Source organism: Maribacter sedimenticola, assembly GCF_900188415.1.
Classification (GTDB): domain Bacteria; phylum Bacteroidota; class Bacteroidia; order Flavobacteriales; family Flavobacteriaceae; genus Maribacter; species Maribacter sedimenticola.
On record NZ_FZNV01000001.1, the window covers coordinates 446,049 to 462,621 of the forward strand.

Sequence of the window (16,573 nt, forward strand, 5' to 3'; positions counted from 1 at the left end):
ATTTAAATTATTCTATTTAAACTAACAATTTTTTATGGTTAAAATGTTGCCTTTAAGGATAGTGACCATTGTTTTGTACTAGGTACAACACCACTATTCAAATCTGTAGCATCTTCTGAAATTTCAGGATCATAGGTATCGTAATCACTTGCAAACCAAAGATTCTGTCCAGATACTGACAAACGTAATTTTTCCATACTCAGTTTTTCAACTATTGAATCTGGTAAATTATAGCCTAACGATATATTTCTTAGCTTAATGAAACTACCATCAAAATAGCGCAACGTAGAACCGTTTCTTGGGCTTTCTTGATTTTCATTAGGTCTTGGATAAGCGTTAGTAGGATTATCGATTGTCCAATAATCTACGTCTAGGTTGTTGTATCTTCCAAACAAGGCGTTGTTACTTCCATGAAAATTAGATTGTACGGTGTGCCCTACTCTAAAGACAAAGAAAACGCCCAAATCAAATCCTTTATAGGAAAACTTGTTGTTGAAACCACCATACCAATCTGGCACTCCATCACCAATTATTTTTCTATCATCTGGCGTAATAACCCCATCACCGTTTAAATCGTTCAATTTAATCTCACCAGGGACCTTATTGTCAGCGGCCAAAGCGGCAGCCTCTTCGTTGGCTTGCCAAATACCTATTTTTTCATAATCATAGAAAACTTTTATAGGCTGACCTATAAACCATGCGTTACCCACATCATCCAGTGGATTTCCATCCGCATCCGTTAAGGCAAGTTCCGTTATTTCTTCATTATAGGTAGATAGGTTTAAATCTACGTCCCAATTAAACCCATCATCTGCGTTATCAATGATACCTCCGCTAATAGAGAATTCAAATCCTGTAGTTCTTGTACTTCCTACGTTCTGTAAAACACTCTCGTAACCAGAGGTAGATGGTAGACTTCTTAGCAAAAGTAGGTCTACTGTATTGGTTCTAAACCAATCAAAAGAACCTACCAAACGATTATTGAAGAACCCATAATCCAAACCAATATCCAAGGTTTTTGAAACCTCCCAGGTCAAATCTTCGTTAGGGATTTCATTTAGGCCAAATCCTAATGCAGGTGATTCTCCAAAGGCATATACGGAACTTGCCAACCTACCTGCAGTTTGGTAAGGCAGTACGGAAGTGTTACCTACTTCGCCATAAGATGCTCTTAACTTCATCTCCGAAACCTGTGTTTCCATTAAAAAATCCTCTTGGTCTAAACGCCAACCTGCAGATACACCAGGGAAGTATTTCCATTGGTTACCAGGGGCCAATCTAGACGAGCCATCCGCACGTAAGGATGCCTGAAATAAATATTTGCTGTCAAAATCATAATTGATCCTTCCCATAAAAGAGGCTAGGGCCCATTCCGTCAATCCGGATTCTAATACCCCACCTTGGGTGGCAGAACCTAGGTTATAAAATGATTGTGACTCATAGGGAATACCGGTTACATTACCGTCATTAAATTCAACCCTAGATTTCTGTATACTCTGTAGAAGGGTAACCTTTAAATTTTGTCTATCCGTTAATGCCGTATTATAGGTCAATAAATTTTCTAGGGTATAACCAAGGTCGTTAACATTCAATATACGAGCCCTACCAGGTCCTCCACGGTTGGTGTTGGTTAAACTACCTGCAAATGTTCCTCTTCTTCCTATTCTAATATCAGGACCAAAAGTAGTGGTCCATTTAATACCTTCCGCAATATTGATATCCAAATAAATGGGAGCAAATATTCTTGTTTGCTGTCTTTCATCTATATAAGCTCCTTCTACTAGTTCGTTTAAAGGATTTGTACGGATACCATCATTAGTGGGAAGAAATTTTAAATCACCGTTTTCATCATAAGGAACCCCTAATGGGTTATTGGCCAAGGCTTCACCCAATGTTGCATTAGAACCCCAATTTTGTTCTGTTCTGGCGACAAGGAACGATGCACCGATCTTAAATATGTCGTTGATTTTATGGTCCACGTTCAAGCGGCCGGAAAAGCGTTCAAAATCTTGGTTGGATATAATACCTTGCTCTTTAAAATAACCTATTGATGTACTGAACGTGGTATTTTCCGAACCTCCGCTTACACCTATTTGGTGATTGGTCTGATACCCATTACCGGTAACCAAATCCTGGTAATCCGTTGAGCGACCTTGTGCTAATGATTCTAATTCAATTGGGTCCAAAAATACTTCATTATCCGCAGGTATGGCCCCGTTCCAGCCAACACGTCTGGACTCTCTTTTCAAATCCGCAAACTCCGCACCGTTCATCATATCCACCAATCTTGTGGCAGAGGTTGTTCCGTATCTACTGCTATAGGTAATTTTGGTTTTTCCAACCTTACCACGGTTGGTAGAAACCAATATAACACCATTTGCACCTCTAGAACCGTAAACGGCCGTTGCTGCAGCATCTTTAAGTACTTGCATGGAGGCAATATCATCTGGATTGATGTCTGCCATAGAATTTGGTCCGTCAATTAAAGGAATACCGTCAACTACATACAAAGGATCGTTAGATGCGCTGATGGAACGTCTACCACGAATCCTAACCGTTGGGTTCTGTCCGGGTCTTCCACCTGTGGACTGTACATCAACACCGGCTATTTGCCCCTTTATTGCATCTATACTACTGGAAACCTGTACAATGCTTAATTGTTCGGCACTTACGGTCTCAATAGCACCGGTTACCTCACCTTTCTTTTGGGTACCGTATCCTACCAAAACCACTTCATCCAACAAAGAAGCGTCCGGTTCCAGAGTTACATTAATAGTAGTTCTGCCGTTGACCGCAACTTCGTTCTTCCCATAACCTACATAACTGAATACCAATGTACTGTTAGATGGGGCGCTTATACTGTAATTCCCGTCAAAATCCGCTACAGATCCCGTAGTGGTACCTTTGACAACAACACTTGCACCTGCTAAAGGTATGCCGTTCTCATCCAGTATCTGACCCGTAACGGTTGTTTGGACATCTTCGATCATTATTGATTTAGATGAATGATCTGAATTTCCTAAAATTGGGCCGACCGTTAAAATGCCAAGTACGGCAGATAACAGTAAACTCTTTGTTTTCCGACTTAATTTTTTAATGTGTTTTTTTTTCATTTGTTAAGTGTAATTAGGTGGTTAATTAAAGTTGATTGTTGATTAATAATTAGAAATTAAATAGGAGGAGTGTTTTATAAATTTTTTTAGTACATGACCAGTAGTATTATATGTTTTTAATTTATTGAATATTCGTTAACGTACACGGATTGTTAAAAAATGTTAATTAAATGTAACAAAATTATTTATATAAAAAATAAAATATGTAATAATAGTGCTAAATCATTGCTATTTTACCAAATAATACACATTAAATTATAGTATTGTTAAAGTAAATATTAAAAATTTAAAAAAATAAGGTTTAATTAAAGAGGTCATTGCAGTATAAAAGAGACCTTTTGGATTTATGAAAATGAAGAAATGATTTTACTAGGAATTTGTACTATTTTACACTGATCAAAACAGCTTCACAACTTTGTAGGTCTGAGTTTAGAATTATGTTTTCAGCCTTTTTTCCGTCTGAAATCTCTAATGAAACCGTATTGGGAGGAGAACTGCCTAAATTATGCGCATAGAGAAATAAATCGTTAGGTTTGTCAGGGTTCAATTTTATATTGAACGCTTGTTTAAAATAGGTGAGATAATATTTTGAAACAACAGATACACCATTGAGATAAATGGATACAATATCCCCGTCTTGCCTACCATGATCCCAAATTTTGACGATTATATTTTCAGAATCGAATTCAAATTTTTTGGTATACGAAATTTTTCTACCTTCAAAACTTTCCCGTAAAATCGGTTCTTTTTTTATTTGTGGTGCAGGTTCAGGTGTAATATTCACTACCGTTTCCGTATTGCTGCTATTTTTTTTGTTTTTTACATTCTTTACGGGAACAGGGTTGGCGTTTGCCAATTGCTGTTTTTTCTTTCTTTCATCAGATGCCGCATTGGTAATGGTGAAGAACGGTGTAACCTTTTTTGCAATTTTGAATTTATTATCAGGAAAGAGTTCTATGGCTACTACTTGATATCTATTGCCTGAACCAATATTCTTTGCCAATTCTATTCCTTCTTCAAACCCATCATTTTTAAAGGTTCCCAATTCTTGTACGACCATTTCATTGCGTACCAGAAAAAAACGAATTGCTTTACTCGTATCAATATTTACTGTGTTCCATTCTAAAGCAACTTTATTTGGAATGTTCCATACTGTACTGGAATTGGGTTGGGAAAAGTTAATGATAGAATTTTGTGTGCTTGCATTATCCTGTCCAAAGCTTATGGACCACATAAAGCTCATCAACACTACAATTAGAAAATGTTTTTTACGCATAAGAATTCTCTTGTCCCAAAGATAGTATTTAACCCTAACATGCTAAATACTTGAATGTTTTCAAGGTTTTGAATCTAAATTTTAAAACCTATTTTTTTTAAAATTGGTTTTAATATACATATTCATTTCATAATAAATGATGTCTTGCTCAAATATTGTGAATAACTAAATATTGGAAATAATCCTAATAATTGGAAATAATCCATAATTTAGCTATCCTGTTTTTTCTAGGGGAATAGTTATGAGCAAGACCATTTTACATATTGATTTGGATACATTTTATGTATCCGTTGAGCGACTCAATAATCGTGAGTTGCAGAACAAACCTTTGCTGGTAGGTGGTACGGGAGACCGTGGTGTGGTTGCGGCATGTAGTTACGAGACCCGTGGTTATGGGGTACATTCTGGTATGCCCATGAAAATGGCACGTGAACTTTGCCCCGAAGCTTTTGTGATCCGTGGTAATGCGGGCGAGTATAGCAAGCATTCAGATGTAGTGACAGAGATTATCAAGGAGTATGTGCCCGTGTTCGAAAAATCCAGTATAGATGAGTTTTATGCAGACCTCTCCGGTATGGACCGTTTTTTTGGTTGTTACCAATATGCCTCGGAAATGCGTAAGAAAATCATCAGGGAAACTGGGCTTCCCATATCCTTTGGTCTGTCTGCAAATAAAGTTGTTTCCAAAGTTGCTACTAATGAGGCAAAACCTAATAATCAATTAAAGATAGATGAGGGACTGGAAAAACCTTTCTTAGCACCACTCTCCATCAAAAAAATACCAATGGTGGGCGATAAAACCTATCAAACATTACGGAACTTGGGATTACGGCAAGTACGTACGGTACAAGAAATGCCCATGGAGGTCATGCAGCGTGTTTTGGGTGCTAATGGCGGAGTTATTTGGAAAAGGGCAAACGGTATAGATAATACCCCCGTGATTCCTTTTTGTGAACGAAAATCTATTTCTACGGAACGTACATTTGATAAAGATACTATTGATGTAAATAGACTACGTGGTATTCTCATTGCCATGACCGAAAATTTGGCGTACCAGTTACGGCGTGGAGAAAAATTGACCGCCTGTATATCCGTAAAGATCAGATACTCTGATTTTAACACGTATTCCAAACAAATGCGTATTCCCTATACCAGTGCAGACCATATCCTGATTCCTAAAATATTGGACCTGTTCAAGACTTTGTATAACCGTAGGTTATTGGTTAGATTAATAGGTATACGTTTTAGTCACTTGGTATCGGGTAACTATCAAATTAATTTGTTCGATGATACCGAAGAAATCCTAAGCCTTTATAATGCCATGGACAATATCCGTAAACGATATGGGGATAAAAGTGTGCTACGGGCATCGGGTATGGGAGCAAAGACCATTGGGAGAATGCATAACCCTTTCAACGGCTTGCCTCCAGTGGTTTTGGCGCACCGGAAGTTTTAGTTATTGGTTGGCGGTTGTCGGTAGTCTGTTGTTGGAGGTGTTTGTCCGGTCTATCATAGTTGAGGCCAGTTCACTGAGCGTAGCCGAAGTGAAATTTAATGGGAGAAATTAGATGTTGGAAAAGAGAATATAGAAAAGAGAAAATAGAACATAGAGAAGAGAAATAGTTAAGAGCGCTCTTGAGCTCAGCGCAAAAAACGAACAACCAAAAACGAACAACGAATTTTGTATCTAAACTGCCATACATATTACAGCCTACGCTATGGGACCTTTTCGGAACTGGAGCTTTTGCAATTGGCAAAGGAGCATGGTGTTACACAATTGGCATTAACGGATATCAACAATACATCGGCTTGTTTAAATTTTGTACGTAAGGCCCCTGAGTATGATATACGGCCTATTTTAGGAATTGATTTTAGAAATGGGGTTGAGCCTTGTTTTGTTGGGATAGCTAAAAATAATGAGGGATTTCTGGAGCTCAACGACTTTTTATCGGAACACATTCATCAAGAAAAGAAAATTCCGGAAATAGCCCCAATGTTTAAGCATGTGTTCGTAATATATCCTTTTGAAAAAGTACTTCAAAATGAAAAGAAAAGCTTTGATGAACATGAGTTTATAGGGGTTTCGGTAAATGAGTTGAAACGATTACGATTTTCTAAATTATTGCAACAACGGGAAAAGATTATTCTACTACAGCCCGTTACCTTTAGGAACAAGCGCGATTTTAATGCGCACCGTCTCTTGAGAGCCATTGCCAACAATACCTTGCTCAGTAAACTTTCTGTAACCGAACAGGCGGGCGAAGATGAAAAAATGTATGCAATTCCCAATTTGGCGGCACACTTTTCTGAACACAGTTTTATTCTGGAAAATACACAAAAGTTAATGAATGCCTGTACTATTCATTTTGATTTTTCCGACGGTAGAAAGCCCCAAAATTTAAGTACATACTTGGGCAGCAAAAAAGAGGACGAGATCTTTCTTGAAAAATTATGTCAAGAAGGCCTGCCCTACAGGTATCCTGAGGTTGACAAAGCTGTGCTAAACCGTTTGGAAAAGGAACTTTACTTAATTAAAAAAATGGGCTTTGTATCCTACTTTCTTATTAATTGGGATATTATTTCATACGCCAGAAAACAAAAATTCTTTTATGTGGGTAGAGGAAGTGGTGCTAACAGTATTGTAGCCTACCTGCTTTTTATTACCGATGTAGACCCAATGGAGCTCGACTTGTATTTTGAACGTTTCATTAATCTATACCGTGTAAATCCGCCCGATTTTGATATTGATTTTTCGCATAGGGACAGGCCCGTTATGACAGAGTATATTTTTAATCGTTTTAAGAATGTTGCATTGTTGGGTACCTATGTAACTTTCCAGTCCAGAGGTGTTATACGTGAACTGGGTAAGGTATTTGGACTTCCAAAAGATGAAATAGATTTGCTGTGCAATGGTGACGTACAGGCAGGCCGATTGGACAATATTTCTGCTTTGGTCCTTAAATATACCCAACTACTCCATGGTATGCCCAATTATCTAAGTATTCATGCAGGCGGGATTTTAATCACGGAGAAACCCATTCATTGGTTTTCTGCCACCAATATGCCTCCCAAAGGATTTCCTACTACGCAGTTTGATATGGTCATTGCGGAGGACGTAGGCATTTTTAAGTTCGATATTCTAGCCCAACGCGGACTCTCCAAAATAAAAGAGACGTTGGATATTTTAGAGCGAGACCGCCCAGAAGAATTTGCCAAGTTTGATATTCATGATATCAAAGCGTTCAAGAACGACCCTAAAATCAATAACATGGTAAAAACGGCACAGTGTATGGGTTGTTTTTATGTAGAATCGCCTGCCATGCGTATGCTGCTGAAAAAGCTGGAGGTAGATACCTATTTAGGTCTAGTGGCGGCAAGTTCCATTATTCGCCCCGGTGTGTCCAAAAGCGGTATGATGCGTGAATATATTTTGCGGCACAGAAACAAGGGCAGGGCAGAGAAAATGGCACACCCGGTAATGTTAGAAATTATGCCAGAGACCTATGGAGTTATGGTCTACCAAGAAGATGTGATTAAAGTGGCCCACCATTTTGCCGATCTTGATTTGGGGGAAGCCGATGTTTTACGACGCGGAATGAGTGGTAAATTCCGTTCTAGGGAAGAGTTTCAAAAAGTGCAGGATACCTTTATGGACAACTGCCGTAAAAAAGGCTATTCGGAACAACTTATAAAAGAGATTTGGGACCAAGTAGCCAGTTTTGCAGGTTATGCGTTTGCCAAGGGGCATTCAGCATCGTATGCGGTAGAAAGTTATCAAAGTCTGTTCTTACGTGCCTACTATCCGTTGGAATATATGGTAGCGGTACTCAATAATGGTGGCGGATTTTATAAACCGGAATTCTATGTGCACGAAGCTCGAATGCTAGGCGCAATCATTCATCCACCTTGTATCAATAATAGCAATGCGGACAACAAGATCTATGGTAAGCACCTGTATTTAGGCTTGGGTTATTTACGGGAATTGGAGCAGCGGGTAATGGAGCGTATTCTAAAAGAGCGCCATCTTAATGGTATTTTTAGTTCGTTGGAAGATTTTTTAGATCGTTTAATTATTTCTATAGAACAAGTAAGCATACTAATACGAATTGATGCCTTTAGATTTACCGAAACCAATAAACACGAACTCCTATGGAAAGCGCATTTGTTTTTGAACAAAACCAAGAAAATAGACCACCCAAAACTGTTCGCGCCACGGCAGCAACATTTTGAAATTCCTTCATTATATAGTACTAATTTAGAAGTAGCTTTTACGCAATTGGAGTTGTTGGGGTTTAGTTTGTGTAGCCCGTTTGAACTTTTGGCAACTCCACCTCTTCATACCACCGGTAGTAAGGACCTGGAATTATATCTAAATAAAAATATTGATATTTATGGGTATTTGATTACGGTAAAATGCACGCGGACGCATACGGGTAAGGCAATGTTCTTTGCTACACTATTAGACCAGCAGGGTCAGGTTTTTGATACCGTCCTGTTTCCGCCAGTGGCCGCTAAATATATGTTTAGGGGAAGGGGTGTATACCGTTTTTATGGAAAGGTGGTAAGTGAATTTGGTTTTTTAAGTATTGAGGTCATTAAACTTCAAAAACAAGATTTTGTGCAAGACCCAAGGTATGCGGACATGAAGACCATCGCCAAAGTTTTTGACCAAAAGAAGCTGAATAATCAAGAAGGGAAAATAGAAGTTAGAGAATAGAAAAGAAAGAAAGCTCTATTGCAACGCGCTAAGCACCCTGCGAAAAACCATCAACCAACAACTGTCAACCAACAACTAATCTTAAAAAGCTTCTAATACATAACCGAATATCCAGTATAAAATTAGAAATACAAAAACGGTTCCTATGCACCCGCATTTTCCACCACCTATTTTCTTTGCGCCATACCACGCACCAATAATTTGAATCAGTTTTTTCATAAAGCCAATTTACGGGTTTTGATGGTTACTTTTAAAACAAAATGTAACTCAAAAAAAAATTGGTTTTAGGATTATTATGGTTTACAATTCCCAAAACCAATGATTAAAATTCTAAAAAGTTTTCTTTATTTGTTTTTATAGGCATTGTCCAAAAATTCATAACGGGAATCGTTTTTGGGTTCTGTCAATTTACTTTCTGTATCAATTACCATAACAGGAGGATTCTTGTCATTTGATTTTGCCGCTTCCCAATTTGGTAATCCTTCACCATTAGGATTTCCGGTTTTAATGAAATTGGCAAAATAGGTCATCATTTCTTTAGAAACTTTAAAGTCATCTGCCGTCCAGGCATAATCATTCACCAAATGCAAGTTGCCCATACAATATTCAATTTCACAGGCATGTGGCGCGCCTACCGCTTTTGGTGCGGGGGGAGTGTCAGCCTCTTTTTCCACTGTTCCACCGGCCAAGCCAGAAGCTAATGTTTTATCAACTAAGGGCGGCCTTAGCTTACTGTACAGATAACGATATACTGGCTGATTACTGTTCTTTCTATGTAGGTCAAACCATTTCCACGTACTGTACGATATAAATCGGTCAGAAGCTAATGCCGTTGCCGATAGTTCAATTTCTTTTTCCGAACCATGCGGGTATAGTTCTAATACTTTTTCATATTCCTTTGGATAGGCTTCTTTGACCTTATTTACATAATTTTCTTCTGTGTATGGGCCTTGAGTAAAAGCTAAACCAGGTATTTCTGCGGAATTCCAACCCAGTAATAAGGGAACCATTGCTTGCTCTTTGTTTTTGAATATTTCAGGAAGTGTATTTGGTAAGAAGTATCCATCCAATACTGCTGGAAATCCAAATCTTTTGGATTTGTTATAAAGTTCGTACACTTCTCTTGTACTCAATTTGCGCAATTCTGAAAGAGTGGAATGTCCTATACTCTTTGCAAAATCCAAACCTATTTGTTCTGCCTCTTTTAAAGGTACCGCAGCCATGGTTGGGTGAATACCGGCACCGCTTTCCCCAATGGCTCCTGCAATCAAGTTTTTTGATAAAGGCGAAGCCATTTGTTGACTTGTACCTATAGATCCTGCAGATTCACCTGCTATGGTTACTTTCTTTGGGTCACCGCCAAAAGCAGCAATGTTTTTATTCACCCATTTAAGTGCTGCATTTTGATCTAATAAGCCATAATTTCCAGATGCTTTATAAGAAGCCTCAGCACTCAATTCAGGGTGAGCTAGAAATCCAAATATGTTTAGCCGGTAATTGGTGGTAACCACAACAATGCCCTCCTTGGCCATACTTTCTCCATCATATCTTGGTTCTGATGCATCGCCTGCAACATTACCACCGCCAAAAAAGTATACAAGTACGGGTAAATTTTTAGTGTCCATTTTAGCAGGTGTCCAAACGTTTAAATAGAGACAATCCTCACTAACTCCATTAGACCTTGAGTTCATGTCTCCAAAAACCAATGTTTGCATTGGTCTTGGACCAAATGTCTTGGTTTCTTTTACTCCTTCCCAATCTTCTAAAGGTTGGGGAGCTTTCCAACGCAGTTCACCAACTGGTGGCTTGGCAAATGGAATCCCAAAATACCGTTGTATTCCAGTATGTGTGTCGTAATTACCTTCTATAGTTCCATTTTCAATGGTTACTTGAACAGGAAAAGAATTGGTTTCTTGTGCAGAACTTAAGTTATAGGATAAGAATAACGAAAAAAGAAATATTTGAATGTTTTTCATTAGGATAGATTTTCTATTGTCTCAATATGAAACAATAATACATCTATTTTTTTAAATATTTGATAATCTGCAGATTGAAAATTTATCATTATCGCAGATTTCCCTATAATTTGGTTCTAAAAAAAAAGGAATGATGCTGTTTAAGTATCATTCCTTTTTTTTAAAATTTCTATAGAACTGTTTAGCTGGTTGTTATTTTCTTCTGAGAATATTTACTCAACACCAAGAATAAAACACCACAAAGCAACCAAGCAGGTAAGGTTACAAAAGAAAGGAACACATTAAATTGAACGGATATAAAATAGAATAACCCGAAACTGATACCCCATGCCAATAAAACTGATTTGTTGAATTTTATATTGGCTACTTCTGCATAATTCTGAACTATGCCGGCTTGCTTGTGAAAGAAATGTTCAAATACGATAACCGCACCAACAGGGGCTAAAATAAATCCGTACAGTGCCACAAAGTCCAATAATTTCATAGCAAAGGCAGGGAACAGTCCGGCAATGGTGGCAATGGAACCTGCTAAAATAGTCACCCAAAATGTGGAAGCTTTTGGCATAATGGCTTGAAATGCCAATCCGGCTCTATAAATGGTAGGGTTTGCTGTTGTCCAACCCGCCAATACCACGGCTATGATTCCAAAAATACCAATTGCATTATACGCCAAAGGACCAGGAGCAACATTTGGGGCCTCGCCTTGTGCCAATAGAGCTTGTGCTTCTGGCGTTTGAACATAAACAGCATAAATTAATGCAGCGGCAATCCATGCCATATAATGGCCCACGTACATACCAGCAGCGGTAGTCCAACCGGAACTTGCTTTTTTGGCAAATCGGAATACGGAAAGATCGGACATACCAATATGCATTGCGGCATTGGCAAACCAAGACCAAAAGAAAACATGCCAGAACGTATATTTTATTTGACCGGGAAATGGGTCACTACCTTCGCCCCAAATATTCCAAAAATCCTGAAAACTGCCTACGCCTAGTTGTTGTAACGCTACAATACCGCAAGCCAGGAAAGCCAACACAATAATTGGGGACATCCAGTTAGCGGCTTTAGATACGGTATCATATCCTTTAGAAGCAATTAACGAAATAACCGCACCAAGTACCAATACGATAATAATCCAAGTTGGCCCATTGGGCATAGTGTCCGTCAATTTGGGCATTTCCATATCAAAAGGAATACCAACTGCCGTTGCAGAAACCGTAATCATGGCACCTGCTAAAAAGCAAAATAAAATTCCATTGGCAAGGTTATACCCAACAACTAATTTTTTTCCACAGATTTTTTCTAGTTGATAGTATAAGGTCAGTCTTCTTTTAACGGCTATTTCAGAAGTCAAAAATCGCCAGCTGATTACCGCCATAAGGTTTCCTAAAAGTAGACCGATTATTAAGTCAAAAGCACTTACGCCAGTAGTTAAAAATAAAGGTCCAATTACAAATTCAGTGCCTGCGGCATGCTCTCCTGCATACATGCCCAAAAAACTTTTCCAGCTTTTAAGGTTGGATTGGGGTACGGGTTCTCTTTCAAATTCGCCACCGGCCAATTTTTCAATTACTTCTTCTTCTTGGTGATTTTGGCTCATGGTGGTGGTTGGTTTTAAGTGGTTATTAAATGTTTTGGTAAATCCTCTACGCGTTCACAGCATAATTGGTCCATTACCTGTTTAAACTGTGTTTTTAGCATGCTAATCGTGTGGTCTCCCCCTTTATTTCCTAAAGCTCCGGTTCCATAAACGAAAGAGCGACCCATAAAAGTGAATTTTGCGCCACATGCCATGGCACGTGCTATGTCCGGACCGGAGCGAAGACCACTATCCATCATAATTTCTATTTGGTCACTATATTTTGCTGTAATTTCCTGTAATGAATTAATGGTAGATTGTGCGGCGTCTAACTGTCTGCCGCCGTGGTTGGAAACAATAATACCATCAAAACCCATACGAATAGCATCTTGTGTGTCTTGTTCAGAGGCTACGCCTTTCAGAACTAATTTTCCTTTCCATCTATCACGTATCGGTTTTATTTTTTCCTCGTTCAATCTTCCAGAAAAAGTTTGGTCCATGAACGCACCTAGTTGTCTTAAATTCAAACCTTCTGGTGTGTAGGGTTTTAAAGTTTCAAAAGTAGGTTGGCCATATTTTAAAGTATTGAATGCCCAATTTGGTTTTCCTAATATTTGTAGGATGTTTGAAACCGTCATTTTTGGGGGTAATGCTAATCCGTTTCTAAAATCACGAGGACGATACCCAAAAGTAGGTACGTCACAAAGTAATACCAATACAGGGCAACCAGCTGCTTCAGCCCTGTCAATGATGCTATCTCGTATGGCGTCATCAACCGGGTTGTACAATTGAAACCAAGCATTGCCTTCCGTCAGTTCACTTGCTTTTTCAATATCCATCGTAGTAACCGTACTAAGTATAAATGGGATATTATGGTTGTAGGCAGATTTTGCTAGAATTGCAGGTGTATTTGGCCACATTAAGCCTTGCAAACCTACGGGTGCTATACCAAAAGGCGCATCGAACTCCATACCCAACACCTTTGTCTTTGTAGAGCTGGTGCCTTGATTTCTTAAATAGCGTGGTTGTAATTGTACTTTACGTATTTCTGAGGTGTTTCTAGCAAGGCTAACATCTTCATTACAACCTCCATCTAAATACTCAAAAGCAAATTTTGGTATTCTACTTTTCGCTTTTATTCTTAAATCATCTACTGATGGATAATCCGAATTGAAACTATTCGCCATAACTCTTTCTTATTTTATAATGAACGGTACATGTTTTTTTAAACTGTAATTTTTCTTCAAGAACTTGGAATTCAACTTACTATCAGAAATAGCAATGGCCGCACCTAACGCGGAACCTAAAGATGAATCTGTAGTGCGTAGTTCCATGTTTCTTAAATAATGGGATAGCAATTTAATGTAAACATCATTATCACTAAAACCGCCGTCAATATAAAGTTTTTCTATGGGTTCGTCACCTGCTGCAATCTTAATACTTTCAACTTGTAGCAAGACCAATTCTGTCATTAAGTGGTGGTAGGCATGTTCAAAATTATCATAGTGTATGTTGGTTTTTTTTGGCATTTGTTTGGTTGTGAACCCTTTCCATTTAAAGATGGGGTCCATATCCTTTACAATTTCGAAATAGGTATCGTTATTAAATTTGACCGACTTATGGTAATCTTCGCTAACACCAAAAAATTCAGCCATTTCTTTTACTTGTAACGTATACTCATTTCCTAAAAACAAGCGAGCGGATTTTACAGGTTTGCCATTGATCCGCATATAATTAATACAGTTTTTATCAATGTCTTCTTTAGTCAATAATTTTTCTGAAAACGGATTTAAAGCAATACTCCATGTACCTGTAGAAACCAAAATAAATTTCTTTTTAATGCTTCTTACATATGGTAGTAGTGCTGCAGAACTGTCGTGAATGCCTACACCAATTTTTATTCGTTTACCGTTGTAATTAAGATTGATACTCGTTTCTGTTGAAACGATAGGAGGTAAGATTTTGTGAAATTCTTCTGCATATACCCAATCGTGATAATCTTTCTTTGAAAAATCCCACAACGATGAATGGCAACCGATACTGGTGTATTCACTAATGGGGATACCCGTAAAAATATAGCTAATGTATTGTGGTAAGTGTAACGAGTATTTAATCTTTTTAAAAACAGCAGGTTTGGTGTGTTTTAACCAATATAGCTGCATGCCAGAATTAAGCATACCATCATTAGACGAACCTGTTGTAACTGCTATTTTCTCTTCAGGGCCATATTTTTCAAAAAAGGAATCTATCACTTTTTTATCTAAAGGCTTGGTATAATTATATAGGGGAGTCACAACTTCTCCCTGTTCATCCAAATGAACTAAACTGGCCCCATAGGTAGAGAAGTTAATGGCCGTTATATTGTATTTTTCCGATTTTAAAATCCTGTCAAACACATTTTTTAACCAATCTTGAAGCGATTTTAAATCTTCTGTAGGGTGACCGTCTTCATCAACAATAGTATCAAAAGTGGTATATTCTCTATACACTTCTTGATAATCGGCATCAAAAAGAAAAAACTTCTTATTGGTCTTACCTATATCGAATATGGCGGTTACTTTTTTCATGAACTATAAGCCTGTAGCTACAGAATTCATACCTCTTTCTTTTATCAAACCTTCCCTAATTCTTAAAGAACGATACGATTTTAACGGGTCAATGGCACCACCACTTAAAGCTCTTGCCTGGGCCAATAATGGGCGCACATCTGTTCTATAGGCATTTTGTAATATTTCTTGACAAAGCGTTACATCATTTCTTGATTGTGCCGCCTGTAATTCTTCTTGGTCTACTAAAAGTGCTTTTGCATATGCTTCTTGAATAGCTTCTAAGGATTGTAATAAGTCTTCAAGTGGGTCTTTAATATTATGGCTGGCATCAATCATCCAAGCTAAATCAGGATTCTGAGGATTATTTTCCATACCATATACCAATTCATTAAAAATTAAGAACAAGGCATAAGGTTTTACACTACCTACCGTACTATCGTCATCACCATACTTACTGTCGTTAAAATGAAAACCGCCTAATTTTCCTTTTAGCATTAAGGTTGACACTATTTGTTCAATATTTGTATTGGGTAGGTGATGGCCTAAATCTACCAACGTATATGCCTTTTCACCGCACGCATTTGCCAGCATAAAAGAGGTGCCCCAATCTTGTATTACGGTACTATAAAAATTAGGCTCGTAAGGTTTGTACTCAATAAACATTTTCCAATCCTCTGGTAATGCCGAATATATACTTTTTAAACTGTTTTCAGTATGTGTTAAGGCCGATTGAAAATTGCGTTGACCAGCAAAATTGGCGCCATCTGCCAACCAGACCGTTAAGCTTTTTGACCCTAGTTTTTCACCTATTTTAATGACATCTATATTATGTTGAACGGCCTGTTCACGTACCGATGCATTTAAATTGGAGAGCGATCCAAACCTATAACTTTCCTTTGCATTTTTTTGATCTTGAAAGGTATTGGAGTTTACGGCATCGAATACTAAATCATTGGCGCTCGCCAATTCTTTGATGGCATTGTAGTCTTGAGGAATATCCCAAGGAATGTGAAGGGAAATTGCCCCTGCAGTTTTGGTAAGGGCATGTAGAACACCTACATCTTCAATTTTTTGTTCCAATGAAGCGGGCTCCCCAAAAAAACCGAACCTACCAAAACGGGTTCCACCGGCACCCAATGCCCAACTTGGAATAGCTACCTGAAAATTGGCCAACTTTCTAAGGATTGTATGTACATCCTTATCTTGTTTATCCAATTGTCCGGACAAAAAATTAAATTGATCGGTATGGTGCTGTTCTACCTTTTTGTTTTCCGTTAGAATATGGTCTTTATTTAGTTGCATACACAGTTGATTTAAAATAGACCTGTTGGCTAATTACACCAACAGGTCTGCACTCACT

10 protein-coding genes are annotated in these 16,573 nt (G+C 38.1%); 2 read left to right on the plus strand and 8 right to left on the minus strand.

Annotated features, from left to right (window positions below):
• Window positions 1-38: 38 nt before the first annotated feature.
• Both CHB68_RS01915 and CHB68_RS01920 read right to left on the minus strand, forming a co-directional pair.
• On the minus strand, window positions 39-3,113 hold the full coding sequence (locus tag CHB68_RS01915; RefSeq protein ID WP_089259015.1) for a SusC/RagA family TonB-linked outer membrane protein: 3,075 nt from the start codon (window positions 3,111-3,113) through the stop codon (window positions 39-41).
• A 382-nt stretch (window positions 3,114-3,495) separates the two neighbouring features.
• Window positions 3,496-4,389, minus strand: coding sequence for a hypothetical protein (locus CHB68_RS01920; protein WP_089259017.1), 894 nt, complete (start codon window positions 4,387-4,389; stop codon window positions 3,496-3,498).
• A gap of 241 nt (window positions 4,390-4,630) precedes the next feature.
• On the opposite strand from CHB68_RS01920, the gene dinB reads away from it, so the two are divergent.
• Window positions 4,631-5,845, plus strand: coding sequence for a DNA polymerase IV (gene dinB, locus CHB68_RS01925; RefSeq protein WP_089259019.1), 1,215 nt, complete (start codon window positions 4,631-4,633; stop codon window positions 5,843-5,845).
• A gap of 225 nt (window positions 5,846-6,070) precedes the next feature.
• Window positions 6,071-9,106 (plus strand): DNA polymerase III subunit alpha, encoded by a 3,036-nt coding sequence (locus CHB68_RS01930; protein WP_089259021.1) that lies wholly within the window; start codon window positions 6,071-6,073, stop codon window positions 9,104-9,106.
• A gap of 81 nt (window positions 9,107-9,187) precedes the next feature.
• Here the strand turns inward: CHB68_RS01930 and CHB68_RS18505 are convergent, their stop codons facing one another.
• The 6 genes from CHB68_RS18505 to CHB68_RS01955 all read right to left on the minus strand — a co-directional run bounded on the left by CHB68_RS18505 (window position 9,188) and on the right by CHB68_RS01955 (window position 16,515).
• Window positions 9,188-9,325, minus strand: a complete 138-nt coding sequence (locus tag CHB68_RS18505) for a hypothetical protein (protein ID WP_027065147.1) — start codon at window positions 9,323-9,325, stop codon at window positions 9,188-9,190.
• Window positions 9,326-9,450: 125 nt separating this feature from the next.
• Window positions 9,451-11,082 (minus strand): carboxylesterase/lipase family protein, encoded by a 1,632-nt coding sequence (locus CHB68_RS01935; protein ID WP_089259023.1) that lies wholly within the window; start codon window positions 11,080-11,082, stop codon window positions 9,451-9,453.
• Between the two features lie 181 nt (window positions 11,083-11,263).
• A complete protein-coding gene (locus CHB68_RS01940) occupies window positions 11,264-12,685 on the minus strand; it encodes a purine-cytosine permease family protein (protein WP_089259025.1) in 1,422 nt (473 codons plus the stop codon).
• A gap of 14 nt (window positions 12,686-12,699) precedes the next feature.
• Window positions 12,700-13,851: an alpha-hydroxy acid oxidase gene (locus CHB68_RS01945; protein WP_089259027.1), complete on the minus strand. Its 1,152-nt coding sequence runs from the start codon at window positions 13,849-13,851 to the stop codon at window positions 12,700-12,702.
• Window positions 13,852-13,860: 9 nt separating this feature from the next.
• Window positions 13,861-15,231 carry an FGGY-family carbohydrate kinase gene (locus CHB68_RS01950; RefSeq protein ID WP_089259029.1) on the minus strand — a complete coding sequence of 457 codons (1,371 nt, stop codon included), beginning with the start codon at window positions 15,229-15,231 and terminating at the stop codon, window positions 13,861-13,863.
• A gap of 3 nt (window positions 15,232-15,234) precedes the next feature.
• The gene (locus tag CHB68_RS01955; protein ID WP_089259031.1) at window positions 15,235-16,515 is read right to left on the minus strand and encodes a sugar isomerase; all 1,281 of its coding nucleotides are present in this window, start codon (window positions 16,513-16,515) and stop codon (window positions 15,235-15,237) included.
• Between the last annotated feature and the right edge of the window lie 58 nt (window positions 16,516-16,573).